Consider the following 18,649-nt stretch of genomic DNA (forward strand, 5'->3'; position numbering starts at 1 on the left):
CCCTCCGTATATCCAGAGCCTTGCTATATGCTCTAGTTGCAATTCATCAGTTATCTCTATTCATTGCTCAATCTTCCCGGACCCAATCCCCTGAAGCAGGATCTGAATTCCCGCACGGTAGTATGCCCTGATCGTCTCCGGGGTATCGGTCTTACCTGTGATCTCATGGACCCGGCTGATTCCCTCCAGCATAGCGCTGAGTGTGATTACATAGTTATCCAGATCACCACGGATCAAATAGCCGGAATCCATCCCCTCCTGCAGCAGCACACGGCAGGCCTCTGTTACCGATTCGAAAATATGTGAAAGGCGCTCGCTGATCTCCTTCGACAGTGTATGGGATCTGCCGTATTCCTCCAGGGCATGAATCAGCGGATTCTGGATATCCTTTGCATAGTGATCCCCCAGCGCGTATAGACGGTCCTCCGTTCCGCTAATCCCGCTCCGCAGCTCCTCCCACTCATTAAGCCACTTCTGGGTATCTACCTCCACCACGTACAGGAACAATTCATCCTTGCCCGGAAAATGGTGATACAGACTGCCCTTGCTGACCTTCGCGGCTGTGCAGACCTCATTCATGCTTACAGCGCCGTAGCCCTTTTGCGCAAATAAACTGGTGGCATGCTCTAGAATCCGGCTTTTCGTTTCTTCTCCATCTGAACGTCCCTTAATGGTTAACCCTCCTCTAGACCGACCGATCGGTCCAATTATAGCACGCAGTTATGCCCTCGCACAACCCCCATCATCAACACTCATCTATCCTCGGGTATATCAATAAGTATATATCGGTTAGGCGCCAAATAACCCCACTTGGTGGGGTTTTAGCTTCGATGACTCAGGTACTTTGCGGGGACCCCAAAGCATCAAAAAAGGCAGCACCGGAGTTGATCCGGCCTGCCTTTTGTTACGATGATTGATGTTATATCCCCGTAGGGTTCAGAAATCAATCAGCCCCAGGCTGATTTGCAGCGAATCATCCACCAGCTTCATGGTCTCATCGTCCAGGTGGGTGATTTTATCCGTTAAGCGTTGCTTGTCAATGGTACGAACCTGCTCCAGCAGAATCACGGAATCCCGGTCAAAGCCATGTGCAGCCGCATCAATCTCCACATGAGTCGGCAGCTTGGCCTTCTGGATCTGGGCAGTGATAGCTGCCACAATCACAGTCGGGCTGAAACGATTGCCAATATCGTTCTGAATAATCAGTACCGGCCTTACTCCACCTTGCTCAGAACCCACAACCGGTGAAAGGTCGGCAAAAAAAACGTCGCCGCGTTTAACAATCAATAGTTACACCCCGCTTACTAAGCGGCCAAGAGTACTGTCTGCATCTTCCTCAGCGAGAAAGGCCTCGCATGCCATGGTCAAATTAATCTTAGCCATTTCCATATAGCCCCGCTGCATGGACTCGCGGATGGTGCGTTTCCTCCGATCGCTCAAGTACAGCTTCATGGCCTGCCTGATCAATTCACTACGGTTAGAGTTCTCCAGTTGAACGATCCCATCTACTTCCTGCAAGAGATGATCGGGCAAGCTGATCATGATTCTTTTGGTGTTCTGCAAATTGGCCACCTTCTCTTCCACCCCCACAAACCTTCTGCCCTTGTGTTCCAGTGTTACAATATACAAGGAATTTTATACAAGGAATATATGCCGCCAGTATATCAAGTATGCTGCATCCCATTATAAACTAGAAATGGCGGTTCGTATAGACTATAAGTCACAAGCTCTATACGGTACGTTCCTTATATTCAGTTCCTGTACTAGGTATCTGGTCAGGGTATTAGGCTTGCAGCAAGGGATTAACGAGGTTGGGTAGCATACCATGGCGTACATACACGCGCGGTACCCGGTGAGCCAGCATACAGATTACTTCGTAGTGGATCGTCCCTAAATGGAGCGCCAGTTCATCTGCCGTGATCGACTCGGTGCCCTGGCGGCCGATGAGTACAACCTCTTCGCCTGCTTTGATTTGTTCCGCTTCTAGAGCGAAAGATTTCAGTGATACCATACACTGGTCCATGCAGATCGTTCCGACGACAGGAACGCGGCGTCCGCGTATTAGCACCTCCGCTTTGCCTGTTAGCATGCGGGAATATCCGTCAGCGTACCCCACGGGGAGCGTAGCGATAACCTCATCGCCTGCCGTGAAGTACCGGGTGCCGTAGCTGATGCCTGAGTCAGGCGGCAGGGTTTTGACATATACAGCCTGCGTCTTCAGCGTCATTACCGGGTGCAAGGCCACCAGCTCACGGTTCACCTCAGCCGAGGGGTAGAATCCGTACAAGCTTATGCCTACACGCACCATGTTAATGGATAGTAGAGGTGTATCAATGGCCGTAGCGCTATTGCCCGTATGTATGATCGGGATGGTAATGTCCATATCCCGAAGCGCTTCAACCACGCTCATGAAACGTCGGTGCTGCATTAGTGTATAGCTTTTGTTGTGTTCGTCTGCTCTGGCAAAATGGGTGAACATGCCCTCCAGCTCCGCCTGTTCCACCGCATGCACCTCAGCGATGAATGCGGGCGCATCCTCCGGCAATAATCCCAGTCTGCCCATTCCGCTGTCAATCTTGATGTGTACCTTCAGCCGGTGCTCCTTCTCAACAGGAAGGGCGCTAACCGCTTCCAGTACCTCCGGTGTGAACAGTGTAACGGTAATGTTGTTCTCCCAGGCTACGGCAATGCCTTCCGGTGAAGTATAGCCCAGCACCAGGATAGGAAGTAGTATTCCCGCCTGACGCAGCTCCAATGCCTCATCGAGAAAAGCAACACTGACGTAGTCCGCTCCAAGCCGCTCCAGCTCCCGCGTCACTTCCACTGCCCCATGTCCATACGCATTTCCTTTGACGCATCCCATGAACTTGGTCTCCTGCGGCAATACGCCGCGAAAAGCTTCGTAGTTGGCACGCAAATCATCCAGGTTAATCTCGGCTGCTGTCGGCCGATAGCTTGCCTTCACTTCAGGTCACCTTCTTACATTGTAGTAAAACATCTCTGCCTTATTCGCACAGATCAGAAGTCTTACTGCCAATGGTAATGCTCGTGAAGGCCGCTGTCAATGTGAGCAGATGTAGACAAAAAACGGATACCGCGGGTAGAGGAATGATTCCCACCTTGCGCAGTATCCGCCCACTGTTTTTTATTTACCCGATTGTTCCTCCATAGAAGCGGCTATTTGCATCATTTCCGTAACTGGCAGATTTGCGCTTGTTATCCGGTACTCTACACCCTCGCTCATCCAGGTCAGCGTCTGCTGCTCATCCCCGCTAAGCAGGCCTGCCGTGAAGCCCAGATCGACCAATGTTCCGGGAGCCAGCGACACCGCACGGTCCAGCGGACGGGCTTCCATAATCGTATACTGGTAGACGCCGTCATAGCGGATCAGCACCGCATGGTCCTTGCTGCCTTCAATTTTGTTCGTGTCCTTCAGCTTCACACCGGCCGGAATGTAAGCCGGCTCAATGATCCCGAAGTCGCCCAGCTCGGCCGTAACCGGCTCACCGGCCTGTTCACCATCTTCAGAGACCACCGGATTGCCTTCTTGGTCCACTTCCGCCATCGTGTTCTCGGAAGGGCTGCCGGCCGCCATATTCTTCTGCATATCGAAGGAATCTGCTGTGAATTCCGGATCGAACTTGAAGCTGTCGAAGGTCACATTCACCACAACCTTGGCTTCGGAATCCGATACCTGCACCTGCTTCGGCTCATAGGTCTTTTTGTTCAGCCAGATCTTCTGGCGGACCAGCGCACTGCTCTGATAGTTCGCAGCGACCTCGAACACATAATTATCCCCGTCCTCCACGAACTGCCGGTTGTTGTCGGAGACAATTCCCTTCAGCAGCGTCTGGTACAGATACACCTGACCCTGGCTGTCCGGCCAGTCGCTCTGGAAGCGGAAGCTTTTGCCCAGGCTTGGGGTAAGGACGAATACGCCCTCATCATTGCGCAGCACAATCTGCTTCACATCCTTCTGGACGTTCGACAGGCTGATCCGGTAATACGAAGGATTCTTATACCATACCTCCACCTTGTAATCCTGCGGCTGCTCCCCGGTGTACAAGGTCATCGTGCCTGAGCCCTGATAAGCTCCCTGCTTGCTCTCCAGCTTGTCAGACACTTGATTCAGATCCTTGACCACAGAGGCGGCATCCTTCTTCCCGCACCCCGCCAATACTAAGGCCACGCTCATAATGATCGCGAGTGCCCATGTTATCCGGCGCATGACATCATCCCCTTAACCTGTTTTGAATGCATTGATTAGTACATGTCTATGAAGGACTTGGCCTCAATATGCAGACGGGCATGACAAGCATGAAGAGAAGTGTTATTCCAGACGAGAATCCGCTCCCGCCTCCCGGGAATCTAACAATCTATGTATGGTTCCTCTTATTTCCTTCTATATAGTAGAAACACTATTGCAAAAAGCACCAGCCCGCGATCCCCGCCACGCTCCGGGGTTGCAGTCTGGTGCTCTGATTCATCCCATGCCTCGTACCTGTTCCCTTATCCGCTGCTCAGCAGATTACCAGTTAATGGATTCTGCAATCTTCAGGACCTCTGCACGGTCAAGGCCGCGGGTGCTAAGGCCGTACATCACGCCGTTCGCTTCCCAGTCCAGGCTTCTGTCACTGACCAGAACCGCATCCGTCCCCTTGATCTTCACCTGCTCCACCTTATCATCCGTTGCCATTGAAAAGGCATTCTCCTCATTGGCCAAGCGCAGCTGCATCCAGATTCGCTTATCCTTATCTTTGCTAGCGAAGAACAGTTCAACAATCTGCCCGCTTACACCCGCCTCGTCCTTATAGAACTCCCCGTGGTCAAAGGCAAAGCCCTCTGGCAGGTATTCCGGCAGCTTCACCTTGAAGAGAGCGTATTGATCCAGCTTAACTGCCTCCTTGACGGTAAACTTCTGCTCTGAAGCTTCCTTGTCAAGCTGCTCCTGCTCGCTCAGGGTAATCAGCTTATCCCCGTCGAAATTGACGATGGCCTCCCCGGCAGCATTGAAGATGGCTTCCGGCATGGGGTTAAACGAAGTGACGGGATTCCCCTCCTGGTCAAATATCTTGCCCTTCCAGGCATCCGGGAACTCCTTAGGGTGACTCCCGTCCATCTGAGCGACCTCAATATGTCCCAGATGGACTGAATTCAGCACACGCTCCAGCATTTCCTGTGCGAACGAGGGTCTGACGAAAGACACGCTCACCACGGCTGCCACCAGCAGAGAAGCTGCAATCATCACCGGACGTCTGATTCGTTGTTTGTTCTTCATTCTATCATCCTCCTGTTGTTTCTGAATGGAACGGCTTCTCACTTGGCGCAGAACCGCCGCCGGATCGGACTCTCGGGAGAAGTCCTGCTTTGCCAGGTATTCGCCCAGCTCGTGAAGCTCCTGAAGTTCAAACCCTTCCGCCTGTGCAGCGCTCTTCTTGTTATTCATAGCTCTTCCACACTCCCTATTTCAGATTTCAGTTTTCGCATGCTGCGATAGAGAATGACTCCGACATTGCTCTCCGAGATTCCGGTAATCCGGGCAATCTCCGTATTCTTCAGATCCGCCCCGAATTTCAGAGCGATGAGGTTACGTTCCTTCGGGCTGAGCGTGTCCAGCGCATCCTGTAGCCTATCGCTGCGCTCTCTGCCGAGGATGAGCGTCTCCGGCTCTTTTTTGCCCGACACCAGCTCCCGGACACTGTCCAGTGAGAAGAAGCGCTGCCGCGCGCGGCTCCGGTAATAATCATTCACTATATTGCGGGCAATGGCGAACAGCCACACTTCCAACGGTGCTTTCTCCGGGGAGTAGGCGGGCAGCTTGGATAGCGTCTTCTCGAACACCTGGCTGGCCAGATCCTCAGCGGTGTAACGGCAGCTCACCCGGTAGGCGATATAGTTGAATATCCGTTTATAATAGACTTCGAAAACGGCTGAAAACTCCAGCTCTGTCTCTATATGGGATGAAACCCTGTCATGTATCAAAGGTAGCAATGCGCGCTCTTGCATTCCTTAAGCCCTCCCTTCCAGGCTGAATTTACTTGGCCAAGTGATTTACATGAGCTAATACGCTCTATCTATCAAATCCATTACATATGCAGACGTAAAAAGACAGAGGTTCGAAGCTCCTCTGCCTACTGTAGTTTTTTTAGGAATGACTGGCTATGCGGATTATTGCTGAACGCCATGTCTGCTTTTCTCAAGCGTGCTCCTTCTTCTCGGTCAAAAAGTAGATCAGCGCCAGCACTGGCAATGCCAGCCCGATTAGAGTTGTCAGACTCCAGCCGCCGTAAGCATACGCCCAGCCCCCGAGTGATGATCCCACGGCTCCTCCAATGAAGAAGATCGCCATGAACAAGCCGTTCAGCCGCCCCCGGGTCTCATTGCCCAGTGAATAGATCGCACGCTGCCCCAGCACCAGATTACCGGACACGCTCATATCGAGCAAAATCGCCGTCAGCACCAGCAGGCCTAGTGTAAGATTGGAGGTGTCCCGCAGCAGGTAAGCCAGGATAAAGGAGAGAACGGCCAGTGAAATGCCAAGACCAGTCAATAGCCGGGTCCAGCCCTTGTCAGCCAATCTGCCCGCAATCGGCGCAGCTACGGCTCCGCCCACACCTGCCAGGGCAAACAGGGCGATTCCTTGCTGGGACAGGTGATACTCACTGGACAAGTGCAGCGGAACAGTCGTCCAGAACAGACTGAAGGCACCGAACAGGCTGGCCTGGTATAAGGCGCGGCGCCGCAGCACCGGCGTATGCATAAGCAATGTGCCCAGAGAGCGGAGCAATTGTCCGTATCTCAAGCCGGGAGCGGGCTTCCGGGCGGGCAGGACACGGGCTAGTAGCAGCGTCAGCAGCGCAGTTACGACAGCCGAGACGATGAAGATGGACTGCCAGCCCCAGAGTCCGGCCATGAAGCTGGCAACCGGGCGGGCGAACATAATGCCCAGCAAGAGGCCGCTCATCACATTGCCGACGACGCGGCCGCGATCTTCCTCTGTGGCCAGATAGGAGGCATACGGCACCAGGACCTGTGCGGCTACCGAGCCCAGCCCGATCAGCAAGGAGGCGGCCAGGAACAGCGGTGCATTTGGTGCCAGAACGGACAGCACCAGGGCGGCCACCACCAGAACCAGCGACATCACAGTCAGCCGGCGGTTCTCGATAATATCACTAAGCGGGACAATGAACAGCAGTCCGGCTACGTAACCGATCTGCGTCAGGGTAACGATTAGCCCTGTCGCTCCGGCGGACAGATGAATGGCATGCCCGATGGGCCCAACCAGTGTCTGGGTATAATAGAGATTCGCCACGATCAGTCCGCAGGATACAGCGAGCAGAAAAGTGATCCAGCCGGGGACAGCCTTTTGAGTAACAAGGGATACTGTTTGTTGTTGCGCAGGAATTCCATCTTTCATTTGAAGCGCCACCTTCCAGTTTTTAAATAGTGAACGTCAAGTACATTAATTAACCATGACCAAATAATATACTAAACGTTCAGTATTGTAAATAGGCAGTTTTATGGTATACTCCAATTATAGTTGAACTAGCACTGTCAGGAGGAATCACCATGGAGAAAAAAAGAGGCCGCCCGCGCAATACCGAGGCCAAGAACGCTATTCTGAACGCTTCATATGAATTATTGCTTGAGACGGGCTTCGGCGCAGTTACCGTAGAGAAGATCGCGGAGCAGGCCCAGGTCAGTAAGGCAACGATCTATAAATGGTGGCCGAATAAAGCGGCCGTGGTCATGGATGGATATTTGTACGCCGCTAACGCCAGACTGCCAATCCCGGATACAGGTTCCGCCAAGGAGGACATTCTGATTCATGCGGGGACGCTCGCGCACTTTCTCACCAGCCGGGAAGGTAAAGTCATCACCGAGCTGATTGGTGAAGGGCAATCCGATACCGGACTGGCAGAGGCGTACCGGAGCAGATATTTCGGCCCGCGCCGCGAGGAAGCCCGGAAGCTGTTCGAACGGGGGATTGCCCAGGGGGAACTGAAGCAGGGACTCGATATCGGGAGTTGTATTGATCTCGTCTATGGCCCCATCTTCTACCGTCTGCTGCTGACCGGGGGAGAGCTGAGCGAAGACTCCGTCAGAGACCTTGTGTTACTTGCCCTTCAAGCGCTGGAGGCTTGAGGTTTCTGCAAGTCTTCTATTAGGATATGGCAAATTGCATTTGTCCAGGCACAATGCAGTATGGGCAGTATAAGCTAGGGCTGTAACAGGCTTGTCTTATCTTTGTTAACAGAACGTGACCCGCAGGCGGAGTTTTTCATTTATAATACAAGAGATTGGAATTTCCAGACTCCGGAGGTTATCTTATGAAAAAATTAATTACCGCTGCCGCTATCGCCCTGCTCCTCGCAGGCCATGCGGCGGGTTCATCCATAGATATTGCCCATTCTGCTGCTGCCCCGCTATCCCTTGTTGTGGACGGACAAGCCGTTCTTCCCGGGGCTCCCCCCTTCCACTCCGGCGGCACATTATACGTACCTGCCCGCGCACTGTTGGAATACTTCCCGACAGAGCTGCAATGGAATAACACTCTCAAGCAGCTCACCCTGTCCACAAGCTGGGACAAGACGATTCTTACGCCCGGCAGCGCCTCCATACAAGTGACTTATCTGCAAACGGATGGGGGATATCAAGATGATCTGGACGCCCCCGTGCTGCTGAAGGCAGGCCGTGTATACATCGCGGCAGCTACTTTGGACTCCCTTACGGGAGCTGTTACAGAGCTGAATCCGGGAGGAAGCCGGGTTAACATTACCCCGGGCAGTCTTAGCACAACCGTCAGAGTACCTGCAGCCCCACTAGCCATTGCAGAGAATAATCCCAAGGTGAGGCTGTACGCTGCGCTCAAGGACGGCAATACCTACAAGGGATTCATTCTTGAAGTGAACGGGAAAAAGCAGCACTTCAACTGGACCGTATCCAGAGACTACTCGCATCCGCCTCAGCTCTTCTATGCTGATGTAGATTCTGACGGCAAACCGGAGGCTACGGTTGTGTTCACCCTGGGAACCGGAACCTCGCTGGTTGCACAGGAGGTTCATGTCGTGAAGCCGGAACAGTGGAAGGAAATATCGGTGCCTGCTGCGGACAAAGCGGCCTCTGCTGTTGTCTCCTCCAGTATTTCGCTGGATAAGAACGATGTCCTGCTGAAGCTTGAGCTTACAGGACTCAAGCCGTCCAAGATGACGCTCAGACTACAGGACCGTGCTGAGGACGGCCTGAAGTATTTCGGCAGCAAAGCGGCCATTGGCGCAGTAACCTACTACTCAGTAGAGAACAACAAACTGCTTGCGGACACCAGCTTAATGGTCGGCATGACCGAGAGTGTCGGTACCCTGAAGCTGGAATATAAGGCAGGCAAGACGGGGATGGAGCTGGGGTCTATTGCTTTTGAGCCGGATGAACGGGGTGAAGCCATTGTGGAGAAATAATCCGTTGCCGGAAGGAGAGACTTGCAAATGATTGATGCCCATATTCATCTTGACCAATATGAAGACAACGTATTGTCCTCCATGCTGGAGAGACTGCCGGAGCAGGGCATAGAGTCGCTGATCACCGTCTCCATGAACCTCGCCTCCAGCAAGCGCACCCGGGAGCTCGCAGCCGGATATCCCGGCCTGGTGAAGCCGGCTTACGGCTTCCATCCCGAGCAGCCGCTGCCTGCGGAGGAAGAACTGAACGTGCTACTGAAATGGATTACAGACCATGCTGGAAGTATGGCCGCTATTGGTGAAATCGGCCTTCCCTACTACTCCCGGACCGAGGCTGTGGAGCGTGGCGAAGCTTGGGATATGGCACCCTATATTCAGCTTCTGGACAGACTTCTTGGACTGGCTGCACGTTTGGGCAAGCCTGTAGTACTACATGCCGTCTATGAGGATGCGTGGACCGTATGCGATCTGCTGGAGCAGCATGGCCTTACGCAGGCCCATTTCCACTGGTTCAAGGGCCCTGCTGCTACCGTTGACCGGATGATTAGCCGCGGTTACTACATTTCCTTCACTCCCGACATCCTCTACGAACCGGAGATTCAGGAGCTGGCACGCCGCTATCCGCCGGAGCTGGTCATGGCAGAGACGGACGGCCCGTGGCCGTTTGAAGGACCGTTCGCCGGGCGCACCACCCATCCGGCTATGGTCCATGACGTTGCTGCCGCCTGGGGGGCGCTGCATGGATATTCCGTGGCCGAAGCCCAAGCCAAGCTGACAGCAAATACGGTGCGATTCTATGGGCTACAGGACTAGCCACTCTACTTCAGTACAGCATCAGACCTGATTAGGGTGCAGGCGAAATGCTTAAGTGTATTTAGTACAACTAAATCGTTTGATTTACGGCTGAATATACGTTTAGTTGTATTTCATACATTTAAAATAGCTCATTATCGGGGATCTCGCCCACTCAGGCAAATTTAGTTGTACAAACTACAGTTAGAAGAGCAAATCCTTCCTTTTGACTGTTTTTAAATGTACATAATACAACTAGCCCTGAATGTTAGCTTCGACCAAACTTATCCAATTGCCCTTAGGGCCCTTAACGCTGGTCCCGATAATCGGTTAACAGCTGCTGCATTTTTTCCACCGAGCCGTCTTGATGAGGAACATGGATGGATACGGTCAAATTTGAGTCGTTCAAATACTGAAACGATACAAGATCGAAATTCAATTTCCCGAGATTCGGACAATGCAGCGTCTTCGGAGCATCTATGGCATCGAGAATCTCATGAGAGTCCCAAAATTCACGAAACTCACTGCTAACCTTGGACAGTGCCTCGAACTGCTCAGACCACCAAGGGTCTTCGCCGTGTCGCGCATATCTGGCATGGAAAGTAGCAACGATTCGCCTGGCATGCATTTCCCATTGCTCTCCCTTAACGTAGCGGAAACGGGCAGAAGTAAACGTCATCCAGACAAAATTCCGTTCACTCTCCGACATAGCCGCGAGATCCCCATTCATTGCACAGTAGGCTTCATTCCAGGCAATGATATTCATATGCGCATCCATGATATTCGAAGGTGACAGGGTTTGGCTATCCAAAAAACGTTGAAGTTCCGCTGTTACCTTGGAGGGTTGATGAGTATTGATCAAGGGGAATTGCTTTCGAGCCAGATGGTACAGATGCCTGCGTTCTGCTTCATCTAACCGAAGCACTTCTGATATTCGGTCAAGTACCTCAGCGGATACGTTAATAGGACGCCCTTGTTCCAAGTAGGTGTACCAGTCCAATCCTACATCTGCCAGCTGGGCTACCTCGCTTCGGCGAAGTCCAGGTGTACGTCTGCGTCCGGTTTCCGGCAAACCCGCTTGCTTAGGAGTCATTCGTTCACGGCGTAAGCGCAAAAAACGAGACAATTCCCCGTACGGTCCAGTCTGTCCGCCATAATCTCCTCATGCCTCCTATCTATTCTTGAACGTAGGATTTCCAATCCTACGATAACCAGATATCTCCCTAACCCCGTTAGGCTCATGTACACTAGTCTATGTCCTCCATAGGAGAAGAGCAAGAATGGTTAGGACAAGTTGATATTAGTTTTGGGGGGATTAAGATGTTTGAGCATATGGTGCTATTGAAATTCAAGCCTGATGTTTCTATTGCAGAGCAAGAAGACGCTGTTAGGCGCGCGCAGAACTTTAAGGGGGAAATTCCAGGTATCGTAGATCTTAGCGCGGGGATTAACGTGACGGAGGAAATCGAGCACACCCAGGGGTTCACGCTGGGGATCAGAGTTACTTTTGAGAATCAGCAAGCTTGCCGTGAATATATTCAACACCCGCTACATCAAAATTTATTGCAATCCATAGGTCCATTTGTTGATGGAATCATCGTTATTGATTATCCGTTTGCGACCAGTTGATCACGAAAAGCTAAAGAGGCAGCCACCACATTGGTCGGCTGCCTTCTTGGGATTATTGAGGTATTGTTTCCTTTTAGCGTAATGACTATCATATTAATTTACCATTTTTTTGTAATATTTACAATTATTATATCCTTAGCTTACAGAGGCATCCGCCGGACCGACACTTCATCTTCTTCGAACTCCATGACATAAATATCCGGCTTGGTCGTCTGTAGTAAGAAGTCCAGACCGTATCCCGGGGCAAAATAGCCCATCATCAAGGACATCACCATGCCGTGGGTTCCGATGGCCACTCTTTTCCCTTCCTGGGTCCGCAGAATATTCTGCAGCACCTTCACTGCCCGTGCCTGGCACTCCCGGTTCGATTCCCCGCCCGGCAGGGCATAATCGGGATCGGTGTACATCTTCTGGAGTTCATCGTATAAGCCTTCGTCGGATAGCTGCTGGTTGCCCTCCATCCAGACCTTTTCTCTCAGATCATCGATCAGAATGATTTCCTGCTCCAGTTGATCCGCCAAATCCGCAATCGTATCGACCGCCCGGATATACGGGCTGCTGTACAACACATCTATCCCTTCATCCTTCAGGCATTCCGTGACCTGCAGGGCATCTTCCTCCCCCTTGGGCGAAAGGCCGCGTGTCCATTCATCCACCCCGGTACGGAGCGAGTCTCCGTGCCTTACCATGTAGATATAAGTTGTCATAACTCCTCCTAATCGTCCATACAGAAATTAGTGATCCGTTAACCTTCTTAGCTACTCTCTACCGCTGGCTGAGCAGCTTCCGCTGTAGACCTCGCCATCGGCCAGAGCTGCCGGCCGAATGCCACACCCATCAGACCCAGGAGCAGCTGCAGTAAGCCAATGTTAACAAAAATGCGGGCCGGACCTGCATATTGCACAAGTACGCCGCCCAGCAAAGGTGCCACAATGAGTACCGTGCTGAGGACGGTGTTCTGAATGCCGAAGATGCGGCCGGTCATGTGCGGTGGGGTTTCTTTTTGCAGACAGTAATTGAAAGTAATCATGAATACCCCGTTGCCGATCCCCAGCACAAACCCGATCAGCAGCACCCAAATCATAGATGCTCCCGGTTGAAGCAGACCCAGCGCCGCAATCGATCCGCCGATCAGGACATACCCAGATCCCAGCTTCCAGCCATAACCGGCTTCCAATTTCAGCTTGTTCAGGATTAGGATGATGAGCACAGCTCCAGCTCCGGTAGCAGCTACCATCCAGCCGAGCAGTGCTTCCCGGTCTGGAGCGAACACCCGGAACAGGCTGGTGAATTGAAAGTCGACGACTTGAATGACCAGCGACCCGGCAAGCCCGAACAGCATCGTATTCAGCAGCAGCCGGCTGCGGAGCATGAAGCTCCAGCCTTCCCGCCACATGGTGCGGAGCGGTATCTTGTTGGCCGGCGCTTCCGGCTGCTTGCTGTCTTCTTCCTCCGTATGGATGTTTTTTACGGACAACAGCAGCAGATAAGAACAGCTGCGCAGCAAGGCATTGAGCAGGATGCACCACTGCGGCGTAAGGAAGGCGAGCGCCAGACCTCCGAGCAGCGGACCGGCGATTTTGGAGCCTTGGTTGACCAGTCCGTTGAGTGACGAGGCTTGCAGCAACTGGTCCTCTCTCACGAGACTGCGGGTCAAGGACTGCTGGGCGGGCATATTCAGTGTAGACAGCGCTGAGCGCAGCGCCAGCAGCGGCAGCAGCCAGACCATACTCGGGGCGAACAGCACCAGCAGGGTCAGCAGCGCTGTCAGCAGATCGCAGATGCGCATCAGCTTCAGCTTGTTCAGCCGGTCGGCGGCTACCCCGGCAATCGAGCCGAGCAGAATACTCGGCAGCGCCAGCGCTACCGGAATGAGGGCCAGCATCAGCGGCCCGGCCTGCCAGCGGTAACCGACCAGCACCTGAATCGCCAGTGCATCGAACCAGTCGCCGAAGCTCGCTGTGGCAAAAGCGCTGTACACCCGCATATAAGTTTTGTTATGAAGCAGACTGTTTCCCTGCTTGGTTGATCGTTCCATCTGACACTCCTCCAGGTTACCTAAGATCGTAGATGAAGCTCCATCTATGATTCTAAAGTAACGGAGAATTGTCAGAGAATTATCATGGGGTCTCCAGCAGCGGCAGCAGGATGCGCTCCAGAGTGTGTTCCAGTCTGTCCAGGCCACAAGCTTCAAGCTCGGCCGCAAACAGGCTACTATACTTTCGGTCCAAGGCACTTCCGGTCAGGAACATCCGGCAAAAATGATGAATCTTGTACAGTGCATAGAAGCGCAGCGGCACGAATCCCGACATATCCAGCACCTGCAATCCCTCATTGATGAGCCGCTCCCCCTCTGCCCACTGTTCACGGCGCAGCTTCCAGAGTCCCTTCACTACCTTGTAGTTGCCAATCTCCCGCAAAAAGGGCTTGTCCTGCAAAATCCGGCTGACGGCTTCATCCATCCGTTCCAGCTCTTCATCGCAAGCTCCCGCTGAGAGATGGATGAACAGCTCTGTAATTACCGTGACCGGGATGAAATTCTCGAAGCCGGGTCCGGCGATCACCTGGTAGGAACGCTTCAGACGTTCCAGTGCTTTTTCCGGCTGACCTGCAAGGGTGTACATGTCCAGCATCGTCAGAATCTCAAGCTCGGTTTGTTCTGGCGGGTTCAGCAGATTCCGCGCAATCAGGCGCTCGGCGTACGCCACCTTCTCCCTGGGATCACCAATGAAGAAGTAGAACAGATTGAGGTAAAAGAGCCGGTCCTTCAGCGGAATCTCGTCCGTGTGGACCAACCAATCCAAATCTCCCTGCACAAAATGAACAACCATAGAATAATGCGGGTCCAGCTCGTAGCCGAGGATGTCCTGCTGGCGGGCAAGAGTGAGCATGGAGTTCCCCTGACCATAGACATGGAACTTCATGAACACCTCACGCATCGTGTCCCGCAGCTCCGGGTCATTCGTTGCCGGATTTACCGCTACGCCCGCAAGGCCGCCCGGAATTGCCAGACTGTACCCGAACCCGCGAATCGTCTTAATGTCAATCCCGCCCAGTAACCGCAGCTTCTTGCGCAGCCGGTAGATATGATCGTCAACGGTCCGCTCCACCGGGTACTCCATCGGCCACACTTTATCCAGCAGCTGCTCGCGGCTGAAGGTCCGCCCCCGATTACGGTAGAGAAACTGCAGCAATGCGAACTCCTTGGGCAGCAGCTCTACCGTTAATCCTCCGGCGGATACCTTATATTCACTTCCGTTCAACTCCAGATGCATGGCGGTGCCTCTTTTCTTCTTCTGCTAATGAATCCACAAGTCAATTATATCAGCAAGAACTTGCTTGCACGATAGCAGGCGGAGGATGTAACAACTATTCAGCCCGTCCAGCTTCGCACCGGCACATTGTATTCGGTTTTCCACATACACAAAAAGTCCCCCTACAGTTGCCGCTGTAAGGGGACTCTTTTAACTACTCATATAATTACAGTTGCCTCAACCCATGCCAACGATTACACAATTCTACCCAGCCATATTGTTAATGGTATCCTGCTCCGAGAACACCGAGATATGATCTACCGTTCCTGTTGATTCCAAGATGATGAATTTGAGCTGATACTGCTTGTTGGCCTGATAAATATAGATGTTATGCTCGCCATTCACGGTAGTAGCATCCGGCTTGCCGAGGACTTCTTCAATCTGCTTCAGTGTCAGGTTACGCAGGTCCGGGGCGCTCGAGCGCACATCAAAAATCTTCATACCCTTGTTAAAACCAAACACCACACTCTTCTTGGAGTAGGTGGAATAGACTCCCTTGCCTGCCGATTCCTTGAGGTCCGGCTCTCCCCACGCGGCTTCCACCTCATCAATAAGTCCGGTGTGTGCAGCATATTCGACGCCGGGCACCTTGCCCTGCTTAGCAAGCTCCAGCAGCTCCTTCAGCTGCTTGCTCCGTTCCTGCGGGGTGGCGGGAGCCACGGTATCTGCAGCCCCTGCGGCTTCAGTGACCGTAGACTCTGATGTGGCTCCGGCGGCGGCTTCAGGATCAGCAGTTACAGGCTCTGCGTCCGCAGCAGCGCCGTCATCTGTACCAGATTCGCTTACCTGCGCACCTTCTGCTGCCGATGAAGCGCTATCCCCTGGCTGCACAGTTGCTGTAGCCACAGCCGTATTGTTAGGCGATGGTTCCGTTTTGCCGGAATTACAGGCTGTAAGGCTGAGCATCGCCCCAACGATAAGAATACCTGTGATTGTTCTAATTAATGTAGTCATGCTGCCATCTCCTTCGTTATGGGAACCATCCTCTTTTGTCTAAACTGTACCCTATAACGCAGGGGCTGTAACAAAGGTTGCAGGTGCAGACCTCCTGTTCCAGGTATTATACGCATTGCCTTATGCTATGAATTTCCCTGTCTGATAACGGTCCAGCGCCTTTTTGTTCACCACATAAGTTCGGGCCATCAGATCATGCAGCGCCCGCTTGCGCGGGGTAAATACGATGAATAGGCAATCCACGACCACTACCCAGCCAATAAAAGCATTCAAATTCGCTGCAAGCGGACTCCAGTTCACGAGACTGCTTGGGATGGAGGACAACGCCTCGGTATTCAGACCTACAATCACTGCCAGGAAGCTGTTCACAATAATAAAACTATCCCTAATCAAAGCCTGCCTGAGCACAGGATATCTTCCATTCTCATCAACGATTCTTGCCCCCATAAGCAGCCTGCCCGGCGTCCCTCCGTATCGGACAACCATAAATACATTGAACGCCATAAGCAGTACAAACTGTATAAAAAGCGGGAACGCTGACCCTGCCGATTCTGCAGCAGAAACTGAAATCCTTTCTAGCAAATAGGTTGGAAATAAAAGAATCAGGAAATCGATGAAATTAATCAGCACTCTTTTCCAAAAGCCAACAAATTCGTATAAATTAAGTTCTTCCTCGATCCACGGCTCCATACTTTCACCCCTCACGCAAAAGTAGTCTCATCATTCATGGCAATCACTCGTTTCCCGCACACTCTTCCCCTGCACATACCTGCCCACATGCTGCAAAATCTCATGATTCTGCTGCACGATGATCCGCTTAGCCTGATACTGTTCGGTTAATGCCATGATCGCAGGAATCCCCTCTCTCCTGAAGCTGCGGTTCCATTCCAGCAGCATCACCAGGAGATACTTGAACGACTGCTTATAATTCCCTTGCTCCAGCCCCAGCCTGGTCTTCATGAACCTGCTGATGACCCGGGCATCCTGTACATAAGCCTTAGGCCGAATCAGAAAAATCAGATCCGCTTGCCGGAAGCTTTCTGTTCCCCACTGGTAATGTACGCCCTCTATAATCCACGACTCCGCATCCACAGCTTCCGCTAGCTTGGCATCCCGTACCTCCGGGGAGTTCTTGGTGTTGTCCCTGCGATCCCAGACAAAATTATCCGTTTCATAGCACGGAATTCCGTAACTTTGAGCTAATTTCCGGGCGATATACGTCTTTCCGCTGCCGCAGCCGCCTATAATACGTACTCTTATCTTCAGTCCCTCCCCTGGCAGATCAAAAATATAACAAATCTCTCTCATATTACTATTCTCTATGTATCCTGTCACTCTACTCCACTCGGTTAAACACTGAAGCCAGCCCATCAATAATCGATTGGCTGGCTCCTGGAGCCGCAGTATACGGCGGCATCTTGGTTGGATAATCTGGCCTTGTGCAGCCACTACTACTTTACAGCTTCACTGCTCCCTCTTTAGCATTCCAGGTGAACGGCAGGCCGAACAACGGCGTTAAGCTGCCCAGCGGAATGTACAGGCGGCCGTCTACACTTTTGGAGGCTAGCATCTCTACGGTTTTGCCGTTCACTTTGGCCTTCGTGCTAAGCGGCTTGTGAACTGCTGTCTTCTTGCCGATTGTGATGATAAGCGCTCCGGTTCCCGCCTCCTGCATCAGGCTTCCGCCCAGCAGCTTCACGGATTCACTCAGTGGAATGTATACCCGCGAATCCTCCAGCAGGAAGGAATTCTTCACCGGCAGCTTCTCCCCGCCCTTGACAAAAGCTCCCGCAATCATCGTAGATCCCAGACGGTAGCCGTTCTTCTCGGCAATGGCCGCCATCTCTAGCCCGGAGGTTGTAATGATGACCCGGGTGTTCTTCGCGATCTTCGGATACAGCCAGTGAATATCGTCATTGTGCATGCGGATGCATCCGGCGCTGACATATTTACCGATAGAAGATTCATTGTTGTTACCGTGAATGGCGTAGGTGGTGCCGTAAGTGTCATTGACCTCCAGCCCCAGCCAGCGGTCCCCCAGCGGATTAGCCGGATCGCCTCCGGGAATCTTCTCCTTGTAGTAGGGTCTGTTTTTGATTTTGACCACCATCTTGAAGCTGCCTTCAGGCGTCAGGCTTTTCGTTTTGCCGGTAGCGACCGGAAAAATCTTCACCAGCTTGCCATCGCTGTAATACGCCAGTTTGTTCGTTTTTTTGTTCACAATGATCAGATCTGAGGAAGACGATGCCGCCGCAGCCGATCCTGTGAAGCATGCGGTCAAAAGCATTACAAATACCAGTATTAGTGCGATGCTTTTGGGAAAATACGTTTGAATCCGGCTTACCTGTTCACGCTGACTCATAGTTGCCCCACCTCCAGGTTATGGATGATTCTGGATTGTCTTTTCTACATAGACGTTCATTTGCCGCAATAGTTGCAGAGCAGCCTGTACCTATTCTTATCAACTCGTCCCGCCGGGAGTGACGCAACGTTTGCAATATTGTA

20 protein-coding genes are annotated in these 18,649 nt (G+C 52.5%); 4 read left to right on the top strand and 16 right to left on the bottom strand.

The window, feature by feature from the left end; all coding sequences use genetic code 11:
- Nucleotides 1–60 precede the first annotated feature (60 nt).
- From J2Z70_RS28650 to J2Z70_RS28685, 8 genes are all read right to left on the bottom strand, one after another.
- Nucleotides 61–720, bottom strand: a complete 660-nt coding sequence (locus J2Z70_RS28650) for a TetR/AcrR family transcriptional regulator (protein WP_281068283.1) — start codon at nucleotides 718–720, stop codon at nucleotides 61–63.
- A gap of 216 nt (nucleotides 721–936) precedes the next feature.
- Nucleotides 937–1,287, bottom strand: a complete 351-nt coding sequence (locus tag J2Z70_RS28655; RefSeq protein WP_036697332.1) for a type II toxin-antitoxin system PemK/MazF family toxin — start codon at nucleotides 1,285–1,287, stop codon at nucleotides 937–939.
- Nucleotides 1,288–1,290: 3 nt separating this feature from the next.
- A complete protein-coding gene (locus tag J2Z70_RS28660; protein ID WP_036697455.1) occupies nucleotides 1,291–1,572 on the bottom strand; it encodes a CopG family ribbon-helix-helix protein in 282 nt (93 codons plus the stop codon).
- Between the two features lie 211 nt (nucleotides 1,573–1,783).
- Complete coding sequence (gene alr, locus J2Z70_RS28665; protein ID WP_209878759.1) at nucleotides 1,784–2,965, bottom strand: alanine racemase; 1,182 nt, start codon at nucleotides 2,963–2,965, stop codon at nucleotides 1,784–1,786.
- A gap of 180 nt (nucleotides 2,966–3,145) precedes the next feature.
- A complete protein-coding gene (locus J2Z70_RS28670) occupies nucleotides 3,146–4,228 on the bottom strand; it encodes a LolA family protein (RefSeq protein WP_209878761.1) in 1,083 nt (360 codons plus the stop codon).
- A gap of 300 nt (nucleotides 4,229–4,528) precedes the next feature.
- Nucleotides 4,529–5,446: a DUF4367 domain-containing protein gene (locus tag J2Z70_RS28675; protein WP_209878762.1), complete on the bottom strand. Its 918-nt coding sequence runs from the start codon at nucleotides 5,444–5,446 to the stop codon at nucleotides 4,529–4,531.
- A complete protein-coding gene (locus J2Z70_RS28680; protein WP_245368592.1) occupies nucleotides 5,443–5,982 on the bottom strand; it encodes a sigma-70 family RNA polymerase sigma factor in 540 nt (179 codons plus the stop codon). Before J2Z70_RS28680 ends, J2Z70_RS28675 begins: the two co-directional genes overlap by 4 nt.
- Before the next feature lie 214 nt (nucleotides 5,983–6,196).
- Nucleotides 6,197–7,417, bottom strand: coding sequence for an MFS transporter (locus J2Z70_RS28685; protein WP_209878766.1), 1,221 nt, complete (start codon nucleotides 7,415–7,417; stop codon nucleotides 6,197–6,199).
- A gap of 152 nt (nucleotides 7,418–7,569) precedes the next feature.
- On the opposite strand from J2Z70_RS28685, the gene J2Z70_RS28690 reads away from it, so the two are divergent.
- The 3 genes from J2Z70_RS28690 to J2Z70_RS28700 all read left to right on the top strand — a co-directional run bounded on the left by J2Z70_RS28690 (nucleotide 7,570) and on the right by J2Z70_RS28700 (nucleotide 10,268).
- On the top strand, nucleotides 7,570–8,145 hold the full coding sequence (locus J2Z70_RS28690) for a TetR/AcrR family transcriptional regulator (protein ID WP_209878768.1): 576 nt from the start codon (nucleotides 7,570–7,572) through the stop codon (nucleotides 8,143–8,145).
- A 185-nt stretch (nucleotides 8,146–8,330) separates the two neighbouring features.
- A complete protein-coding gene (locus J2Z70_RS28695) occupies nucleotides 8,331–9,455 on the top strand; it encodes a stalk domain-containing protein (RefSeq protein WP_209878770.1) in 1,125 nt (374 codons plus the stop codon).
- Between the two features lie 27 nt (nucleotides 9,456–9,482).
- The gene (locus tag J2Z70_RS28700) at nucleotides 9,483–10,268 is read left to right on the top strand and encodes a TatD family hydrolase (protein ID WP_209878772.1); all 786 of its coding nucleotides are present in this window, start codon (nucleotides 9,483–9,485) and stop codon (nucleotides 10,266–10,268) included.
- A gap of 286 nt (nucleotides 10,269–10,554) precedes the next feature.
- On the opposite strand, the gene J2Z70_RS28705 is transcribed toward J2Z70_RS28700, so the two are convergent.
- The gene (locus tag J2Z70_RS28705) at nucleotides 10,555–11,340 is read right to left on the bottom strand and encodes a helix-turn-helix transcriptional regulator (protein WP_209878774.1); all 786 of its coding nucleotides are present in this window, start codon (nucleotides 11,338–11,340) and stop codon (nucleotides 10,555–10,557) included.
- Nucleotides 11,341–11,567: 227 nt separating this feature from the next.
- Here J2Z70_RS28705 and J2Z70_RS28710 point away from each other — a divergent pair, with 227 nt between their 5' ends.
- Nucleotides 11,568–11,876, top strand: coding sequence for a Dabb family protein (locus J2Z70_RS28710; protein WP_209878776.1), 309 nt, complete (start codon nucleotides 11,568–11,570; stop codon nucleotides 11,874–11,876).
- Between the two features lie 140 nt (nucleotides 11,877–12,016).
- Here the strand turns inward: J2Z70_RS28710 and J2Z70_RS28715 are convergent, their stop codons facing one another.
- From J2Z70_RS28715 to J2Z70_RS33785, 7 genes are all read right to left on the bottom strand, one after another.
- Nucleotides 12,017–12,583: a histidine phosphatase family protein gene (locus J2Z70_RS28715; RefSeq protein WP_209878778.1), complete on the bottom strand. Its 567-nt coding sequence runs from the start codon at nucleotides 12,581–12,583 to the stop codon at nucleotides 12,017–12,019.
- A gap of 47 nt (nucleotides 12,584–12,630) precedes the next feature.
- Nucleotides 12,631–13,914 (bottom strand): MFS transporter, encoded by a 1,284-nt coding sequence (locus tag J2Z70_RS28720; RefSeq protein WP_209878781.1) that lies wholly within the window; start codon nucleotides 13,912–13,914, stop codon nucleotides 12,631–12,633.
- A gap of 82 nt (nucleotides 13,915–13,996) precedes the next feature.
- On the bottom strand, nucleotides 13,997–15,151 hold the full coding sequence (locus J2Z70_RS33780) for a winged helix-turn-helix domain-containing protein (RefSeq protein ID WP_209878783.1): 1,155 nt from the start codon (nucleotides 15,149–15,151) through the stop codon (nucleotides 13,997–13,999).
- A gap of 243 nt (nucleotides 15,152–15,394) precedes the next feature.
- Nucleotides 15,395–16,144, bottom strand: a complete 750-nt coding sequence (locus J2Z70_RS28730) for a DUF4309 domain-containing protein (RefSeq protein ID WP_209878785.1) — start codon at nucleotides 16,142–16,144, stop codon at nucleotides 15,395–15,397.
- 120 nt (nucleotides 16,145–16,264) lie between these two features.
- Entirely contained in the window at nucleotides 16,265–16,834 is a 570-nt protein-coding gene (locus J2Z70_RS28735) for an RDD family protein (RefSeq protein WP_209878787.1), read from the bottom strand.
- A 30-nt stretch (nucleotides 16,835–16,864) separates the two neighbouring features.
- Complete coding sequence (locus tag J2Z70_RS28740; RefSeq protein WP_245368593.1) at nucleotides 16,865–17,452, bottom strand: P-loop NTPase family protein; 588 nt, start codon at nucleotides 17,450–17,452, stop codon at nucleotides 16,865–16,867.
- 148 nt (nucleotides 17,453–17,600) lie between these two features.
- Entirely contained in the window at nucleotides 17,601–18,506 is a 906-nt protein-coding gene (locus tag J2Z70_RS33785) for a L,D-transpeptidase family protein (RefSeq protein WP_051477844.1), read from the bottom strand.
- Nucleotides 18,507–18,649 lie beyond the last annotated feature (143 nt).

The organism is Paenibacillus silagei, from assembly GCF_017874735.1.
GTDB classification, from domain to species: Bacteria; Bacillota; Bacilli; order Paenibacillales; family Paenibacillaceae; genus Paenibacillus_AQ; species Paenibacillus_AQ silagei.

Excerpts from the sequence above, each read along its gene's own strand:
- J2Z70_RS28720 (WP_209878781.1), bottom strand. The coding sequence starts at position 13,914 with ATGGAACGATCAACCAAGCAGGGAAACAGTCTGCTTCATAACAAAACT.
- J2Z70_RS28670 (WP_209878761.1), bottom strand. The coding sequence starts at position 4,228 with ATGCGCCGGATAACATGGGCACTCGCGATCATTATGAGCGTGGCCTTA.
- J2Z70_RS28700 (WP_209878772.1), top strand. The coding sequence starts at position 9,483 with ATGATTGATGCCCATATTCATCTTGACCAATATGAAGACAACGTATTG.
- J2Z70_RS33785 (WP_051477844.1), bottom strand. The coding sequence starts at position 18,506 with ATGAGTCAGCGTGAACAGGTAAGCCGGATTCAAACGTATTTTCCCAAA.
- J2Z70_RS28730 (WP_209878785.1), bottom strand. The coding sequence starts at position 16,144 with ATGACTACATTAATTAGAACAATCACAGGTATTCTTATCGTTGGGGCG.
- J2Z70_RS28710 (WP_209878776.1), top strand. The coding sequence starts at position 11,568 with ATGTTTGAGCATATGGTGCTATTGAAATTCAAGCCTGATGTTTCTATT.
- J2Z70_RS28695 (WP_209878770.1), top strand. The coding sequence starts at position 8,331 with ATGAAAAAATTAATTACCGCTGCCGCTATCGCCCTGCTCCTCGCAGGC.
- J2Z70_RS28740 (WP_245368593.1), bottom strand. The coding sequence starts at position 17,452 with ATGAGAGAGATTTGTTATATTTTTGATCTGCCAGGGGAGGGACTGAAG.
- J2Z70_RS28675 (WP_209878762.1), bottom strand. The coding sequence starts at position 5,446 with ATGAATAACAAGAAGAGCGCTGCACAGGCGGAAGGGTTTGAACTTCAG.
- J2Z70_RS28705 (WP_209878774.1), bottom strand. The coding sequence starts at position 11,340 with ATGACTCCTAAGCAAGCGGGTTTGCCGGAAACCGGACGCAGACGTACA.
- J2Z70_RS33780 (WP_209878783.1), bottom strand. The coding sequence starts at position 15,151 with ATGCATCTGGAGTTGAACGGAAGTGAATATAAGGTATCCGCCGGAGGA.
- J2Z70_RS28735 (WP_209878787.1), bottom strand. The coding sequence starts at position 16,834 with ATGGAGCCGTGGATCGAGGAAGAACTTAATTTATACGAATTTGTTGGC.
- J2Z70_RS28690 (WP_209878768.1), top strand. The coding sequence starts at position 7,570 with ATGGAGAAAAAAAGAGGCCGCCCGCGCAATACCGAGGCCAAGAACGCT.
- J2Z70_RS28715 (WP_209878778.1), bottom strand. The coding sequence starts at position 12,583 with ATGACAACTTATATCTACATGGTAAGGCACGGAGACTCGCTCCGTACC.
- J2Z70_RS28685 (WP_209878766.1), bottom strand. The coding sequence starts at position 7,417 with ATGAAAGATGGAATTCCTGCGCAACAACAAACAGTATCCCTTGTTACT.